The sequence below is a fragment of the Syntrophales bacterium genome, assembly GCA_030655775.1.
Classification (GTDB): domain Bacteria; phylum Desulfobacterota; class Syntrophia; order Syntrophales; family JADFWA01; genus JAUSPI01.
In genome coordinates this window covers 1-4,537 of the sequence record JAUSPI010000086.1, presented here as the reverse complement: position 1 = coordinate 4,537, position 4,537 = coordinate 1, and the positions used below count along the sequence as shown (strand labels likewise).

General features: G+C 45.6%; 7 protein-coding genes. 6 read left to right on the top strand and 1 reads right to left on the bottom strand.

Features of this window, described 5'->3' with window-relative positions; genetic code table 11:
- From Q7J27_04510 to Q7J27_04485, 6 genes are all read left to right on the top strand, one after another.
- Positions 1–259 (top strand): sensor histidine kinase (locus Q7J27_04510; protein ID MDO9528406.1); only part of this gene is annotated, 259 nt, incomplete at its 5' end.
- Between the two features lie 4 nt (positions 260–263).
- Positions 264–533: a hypothetical protein gene (locus Q7J27_04505; protein ID MDO9528405.1), complete on the top strand. Its 270-nt coding sequence runs from the start codon at positions 264–266 to the stop codon at positions 531–533.
- A gap of 58 nt (positions 534–591) precedes the next feature.
- The gene (gene ilvA / locus Q7J27_04500; protein MDO9528404.1) at positions 592–1,797 is read left to right on the top strand and encodes a threonine ammonia-lyase; all 1,206 of its coding nucleotides are present in this window, start codon (positions 592–594) and stop codon (positions 1,795–1,797) included.
- 194 nt (positions 1,798–1,991) lie between these two features.
- Complete coding sequence (locus tag Q7J27_04495; protein MDO9528403.1) at positions 1,992–2,483, top strand: hypothetical protein; 492 nt, start codon at positions 1,992–1,994, stop codon at positions 2,481–2,483.
- A 342-nt stretch (positions 2,484–2,825) separates the two neighbouring features.
- Entirely contained in the window at positions 2,826–3,746 is a 921-nt protein-coding gene (locus tag Q7J27_04490) for an AEC family transporter (GenBank protein MDO9528402.1), read from the top strand.
- Between the two features lie 102 nt (positions 3,747–3,848).
- Positions 3,849–4,223, top strand: coding sequence for a hypothetical protein (locus Q7J27_04485; protein ID MDO9528401.1), 375 nt, complete (start codon positions 3,849–3,851; stop codon positions 4,221–4,223).
- 73 nt (positions 4,224–4,296) lie between these two features.
- Here the strand turns inward: Q7J27_04485 and Q7J27_04480 are convergent.
- Positions 4,297–4,537: hypothetical protein (locus tag Q7J27_04480; protein MDO9528400.1), on the bottom strand; the 241-nt coding region annotated here is incomplete at its 5' end.

Below are 4,537 nucleotides of genomic sequence, written 5' to 3'. Positions count from 1 at the left end.
ACTGATCTCCAACGCACTTAAACATGCCTTTCCTGAGGGTAAGAAAGGAGAAGTCACTATCGATTTTCATCCTGATGGTGATAAAAGATTGACACTGGTTGTCAGTGACAACGGTGTAGGGTTCCCGGAAGATATAGACATCAGCGATACTGAAACATTCGGATTACACCTGATCAGTATTCTGGCTACTCAACTCAAGGGAACCCTGGAGATTGAAAGAGACGGGGGCACTGCATTTAAGATTACATTTGGGACATAAAAGGATGAATAAAAGACAGCAATTAGAAAAAGTGTATAAAGTCAACTCAGCCGGCATCATTGAATCTCCTGGAAGATACGAAGGCGAAAAGATTTATGTGCCGTACTTTTACGAGGCGCCGCTTGACCGAGAGCCAGACTTTAAAGAAGTCGGCACGATAGGTTTTATTGTAAACCGTGAGGATGTAGAGCTGTTCCCCGAATTTCTAAAAGAAGGTGAGCTTGTGAGGATTCATCTTGCCAACAGCGCCGGCGCAGTATATGAAGCAACATGATTAACGCAGAATGAGTGTGATTCCTTAGGGTTTTTTATAAAATATCAAGAGTTTCACAATGGTTCAACTACAAGCTATTGAGCGGGCAGCTGAGGTGCTTGACGGTGCAGCAATCAAAACTCCGCTGGTCTACTCCAATTACTTCAGCGAAAAGTATGGTGCCCGCGTTTACCTGAAATTGGAAAATCTTCAAAAGACCGGCTCATTTAAGTTTCGAGGAGCTTACTATAAGCTGGCAAAAATCCGCGATCATCTCAGTGCAGGGGGCGTGGTGGCAGCGTCGGCTGGAAATCATGCCCAGGGGGTGGCCCATGCCGCCCATCTCATGGGCGTTCCCGCTATTGTTGTCATGCCGGAATGGGCCTCCATCAGCAAACAGATGGCCGCCCGATCCTATGGTGCTCGGGTAATTCTAAACGGTAAGAACCTGACAGAGAGTTTGGCCCACGCCCGAAAACTGGGAGAAGAAGGCCTCACCTTCATCCATCCTTATGACGACGAGGATATTATCACCGGCCAGGGGACCATTGGCCTTGAAATTTTATCAGAGCTGCCTGAAGTTGACTCTATTCTTGTCCCCATAGGCGGAGGTGGACTGATCGCCGGAGTTGCCACAGCGGTGAAATCCCTTCGGCCGCAGGCAGGAGTTATTGGCGTGCAGACGGCTGCCTGCGCCTCGGCCCTTGCTGCCCGACGCCTCGGCAAACCGGTTGCCATACCAGCCAGAAAATCCCTGGCAGACGGCATCAGCGTCAAAAAGATAGGCAAACTGACCTTCACCGTGATAGAACGCCTGGTGGATGATATCGTAACCGTGGAAGAAGAACAGGTTGCTGCTGCCATGCTCGAACTGCTGGAACGGAAGAAAGTACTGGCCGAGGGGGCCGGTGCGGTTCCCCTGGCGGCCCTGGCGGGTGACCGGCTTCAGTGCCGGCCGGAGTGTGCGGTGGTTCTTGTCATTAGTGGCGGCAATGTAGACAGTCATCTGCTGGGAAGAATTATCCATCAGGGATTATTCCGGACCGGTCGTATTTTGAGATTTTCGGTTCAGTTGGAGGATATTCCGGGTGCTCTGGCACAACTCCTCAATGTGGTGGGTGGCCATCAAGGCAACGTCCTACATATTCACCATGATCGTATGGGGCGTCATCTGCCCCTGGGCTTGAGTCGCGTGGAACTGGAAGTAGAAACCCGTGACTCCAAACATGTAGAGCAATTGATGGATGCGCTCGCTTCCAGGGGTTACGAGATAGAGATCCGCTGAGTTTTTTCATTGCTAAGATGCGGCTTCCTGCTCGGAAAACAAAAGGCATTATTCTGAAAATCCGGCATTCCCTGAACTAAAGCGACCTTTCAGCAATTCTTGCCATCCTTGATTATTTATGAGAAAATACACCTACTTTTGCCTCGTAAGTATTATGCCAACGCTACTTTAAATTTTAACAGGAGGTGATTGTTATGCCGAAATTAAAAAAAAGAGTACTTCGTACAATGTGTGTCCTCTTGGTTTTACTCTCTTTTGGGTGTGCAGGTCTATTTAATGGAAACTACGGCAAAATAGTACCGGATTGGAATGTCATGCATGCTTTTGAAAACTATCAGGTAAATCCCGGTCTAAATTACTACATAAGCGGTTCTGATGTCTATCCTCATGCCATAATAGGAATAGACAAACGCTATTCTCTCAATTCTACATTGTGGAAGAAAGTGGAGTTTACCCCTCAAACGCTCAAGGCCCTCGTTGACGATATGAATGCCAAGGTTTCTGAAATAAACCAAACATTACATGGATTTACTATACTGGACACCAAGGGGAATGATATCGGAAACTGGTATTCTATCCTTTCTGCCAAGACAACAGTCAAGATAGAAGATCACAGCGTCGTTATTATCACCCCCGATATCGACACCTATGACAAATACGAATACGAAACAGGGGAATCTCAATAATAACAATCCTCAAAACTTGACGGTTTCGTAAAAAGTGAAGCTCCCCGCCCACAGGGCGGGGCTTCCCGGTAAGGAATATGTTTGTTTTATATTGCGCCCCTTACCCCGCCTACAAGGCGGGGCTTGCGGGTGCGCTCCCGGTCATGAAGTGTACCGTTTGTCATGCTGAACTTGTTTCAGCATCTAATCATTTCAGTGAGTTAGAGACCCTGAATGATCCTGAAACAAGTTCAGGACATGATTTTGGGTGACAAAAAAGACTTTTTACGAGTCTGTCAAACTTAACGTCCATAAAATTGACAGGCTCGCAAGGGGAGCTTCACTTCTGTTTCACTTAAACCAATGAATATTGTAATCACTATAATTCCGATATTTGCCGTTATAATCCTTGGATGGTTCGCTCGCTGGAAAGGATTTATACCACCGGCATTTTTAGAACCGGCAAACCGGCTGGTCTACTATATAGCACTACCTGCCATGATTTTTCTGTCAATTTCCAGGGCTTCCTTGAAAACCGAATTCAATATTGTGGTCCTTCTTATTACTCTTTTTTCCGTTCTGGTTGTTTTTGCTGTTGTCTGGGGCGTGGGTTCAGCTATCCATATCAAGCGCCGCCAGCTTGGCACTCTCGTACAATGCTCTTTTCATGCAAATCTGGGATATATCGGCCTTGCTGTGGCATATTACTTTCTTGGAACAGAGGGTTTTGCCCGTGCCGGTATAATTGCAGGTTTTGTAATAATCCTGCAAAATTTTCTCGCAGTAGTTATACTTCAGCTATACTCAGACAATATCCCCCAAAGGGGGAGCATATTGACTATGGCTTGGAAAATACTGAGCAATCCTGTAATATTAGCGGCTATAGCCGGCATACTATTTTCAATGACGGGAGCCCCAATGCCTCTCGTCATTGAGCGGAGCCTTGATATTTTGGGTAATCTTGCATTCCCGTTGGCATTATTGATAATAGGAGCTTCTCTATCTTTTGAATTAATGCGGTTACGGATACTTTTAGTTCTCATTATAGACATCATGAAACTGATCCTGCTTCCCGCTCTTGGTTTTGCCTTGTATTACTTAGCCGGCCTTACACCTCAGGACTATCTGCCTGGCCTTATCCTGCTTGCATCGCCGACTGCTATTATAACCTATGTAATGGCAAAAGAGATGAGCGGCGATACCGACCTTGCCGTGGCTACCATTTCTACCAGCACTTTGTTGTCGGCAGTAACATTTTCTGTATGGCTAAACATTGCCGGATAAATTGTATCCCGTGTAACGATAGCGCTGAAAGCTTTTCTGACGGTAGTGTGCTTGTCATGCATTGACAAAAACGAAGTTATTTAGAAATTGGGGGGGGATAAAATGAAAATACTATTAGGTGTCATTGCTGTTTTGTGGATCGTTGAGGCAACATTTTTAATAATTTATACGGAAGGCACCCGCAAGTTTTTGAAGAAGGTAGTTTTAAAAATGAACATGAAAATAATGGCGGTTTTGGCATTAATCTTCGGATTAATTTTTATAGTAGGGGCCTTTTATTTCAAGGAGATGTTCTGGCTGGTCTTCATTTTAGGGATGATAGCGATAATAAAAGGTGTTTATCTGTTTGTCGCGCCACCAAACCAGGTCAAAGCCCTTTTAGAGTGGTGGTTCCATAAAGCCAGCGGGGAAACCATTCGAGCAATGGGATTGATCGCCATTATTCTTGGAACCGCCATATTATCGTATCTTGTATAGCTTCCATCTGCCAATAAACCAGGAATGCCGATTTTTAGAATTATAATGTGAAGTGTTGCTTAATTATGTGAATTTAATTTGCTCTTGGCTTCAGTGTTAAAACAAGGAGCGCAACGGCAATTAATATAATCAGGTTAAACTGCCATGCGTAGGCGTACGAACCAAATTTATCGTAGATCATGCCACCCAAGCTGGGTCCAATACCACCCCCAAACCCCGCCACAAAGAATGTGAACAGACCATAAGCCGATCCCAAAACATGCCGCCCAAAGCACTCGGCAATCAGAACCGGCATCATGGGAGCAAGTGACCCG

What these genes read in the sequence shown, in the direction of transcription:
- Q7J27_04495 (MDO9528403.1), top strand. Translation starts at nt 1,992, where the DNA reads ATGCCGAAATTAAAAAAAAGAGTACTTCGTACAATGTGTGTCCTCTTG.
- Q7J27_04505 (MDO9528405.1), top strand. Translation starts at nt 264, where the DNA reads ATGAATAAAAGACAGCAATTAGAAAAAGTGTATAAAGTCAACTCAGCC.
- Q7J27_04490 (MDO9528402.1), top strand. Translation starts at nt 2,826, where the DNA reads ATGAATATTGTAATCACTATAATTCCGATATTTGCCGTTATAATCCTT.
- Q7J27_04485 (MDO9528401.1), top strand. Translation starts at nt 3,849, where the DNA reads ATGAAAATACTATTAGGTGTCATTGCTGTTTTGTGGATCGTTGAGGCA.
- ilvA (MDO9528404.1), top strand. Translation starts at nt 592, where the DNA reads ATGGTTCAACTACAAGCTATTGAGCGGGCAGCTGAGGTGCTTGACGGT.